The following is a 1,184-nucleotide window of genomic DNA, read 5'->3' on the forward strand; positions in this document are numbered from 1 at the left end:
GCGGGTCAGGTTTCGCCGCGCATGGGCCGCATCAGGGCGCCGAGGAGGAAGCCGAGCTGCCCGCAGACCATCAGGGCGAGGCCACGGCGCATGCTCCCGCCGGTGCTGAGGTGATGGATGTACACCCCGTAGGCCAACTCACCCGCCACCACCGGCAGGAACGCCAGCAGCCACCACACCGAGCCGAACCGGCCCAGACCAAGCCCGAGCAGCGCGTTCAGCAACAGACCCTTCATCGCCGCCCGTCCCCGTCCCCTTGGGTCGGGTGGTAGACCGATCCCGATGCCCGCGCCATCGCGCCCGGGCCTGCCTCAGCGCGCGTCCCGCACCCGCCGAAGAAGCGATCACACCGGCCGCTTCACCGGCTGCCGCGCTGGGCCAGCACCGCCGGGATGGTGCGCAGCATGATCGCGATGTCCCGGCGCAGGCTCCAGCGGCTGGCGTAATCCAGATCCAGCGCCACCCGCTCGGCGTAGCTCGTGTCGGAGCGGCCCGACACCTGCCACAACCCGGTCACCCCGGGGGGCACGGCAAAGCAGGTCTGGAACGCGCGGCCGTAGCGGGCGACCTCGGCCGGCACGATCGGGCGGGGGCCGACCAGGCTCATCTCGCCGCGCAGCACGTTCCAGAGCTGCGGCAGCTCGTCGAGGGAGGTCTTGCGCAGCACCTGCCCGATCGCGGTGATGCGCGGATCGTTGCTGAGCTTATGCGTGGCGGCCCATTCGGCCCGGGCCCGCGGGTCGGCGGCCAGATGGGCGGCCAGCACCGCCTCGCCGTCGGTGACCATGGAGCGGAACTTGAGGCAACCGAACGAGCGGCCGTCGCGGCCCAGGCGCATGTGGCGGAAGATCGGGGCCCGGCCGTCGCCGGCCCAGACCAGGAGGGCGATGAGCAGGAGGAGCGGCAGCAGCAGGAACAGGGCGGTGACGGCCACGCTGACATCGAGGCCGCGCTTGGCCGCCCAGTTCAGGCGCAGGCCGCGGGCGACGAAGGGGACTTCCGGCAGGACCAGGCCGGTCACAGCCTCGGCGGCGCCGCTGACCTGACCGACGAGGTGGGCTGCAACCGGCTCGGCAACCTCCGGCTGCTCCGCCCGACGGTGCGCCGCAACGAAGTCCGCGGAGGCGGCGGGATCAGCATGAGTCAGCATGGTCTCAGCTCCTTTGGCGAGCCCAATGGCGAAC

The 1,184-nt window shown here is 72.1% G+C and carries 2 protein-coding genes; both read right to left on the reverse strand.

All coding sequences use genetic code 11. The annotated features are described in order from the left end of the window. Nucleotides 1–5: 5 nt before the first annotated feature. Nucleotides 6–236 (reverse strand): hypothetical protein, encoded by a 231-nt coding sequence (locus MKK63_RS13435; protein WP_244002472.1) that lies wholly within the window; start codon nucleotides 234–236, stop codon nucleotides 6–8. 122 nt (nucleotides 237–358) lie between these two features. Then, nucleotides 359–1,150 (reverse strand): sugar transferase, encoded by a 792-nt coding sequence (locus MKK63_RS13440; protein ID WP_244002474.1) that lies wholly within the window; start codon nucleotides 1,148–1,150, stop codon nucleotides 359–361. Between the last annotated feature and the right edge of the window lie 34 nt (nucleotides 1,151–1,184).

The sequence above is a fragment of the Methylobacterium sp. J-088 genome (assembly GCF_022829295.1).
Taxonomy (GTDB): Bacteria; Pseudomonadota; Alphaproteobacteria; order Rhizobiales; family Beijerinckiaceae; genus Methylobacterium.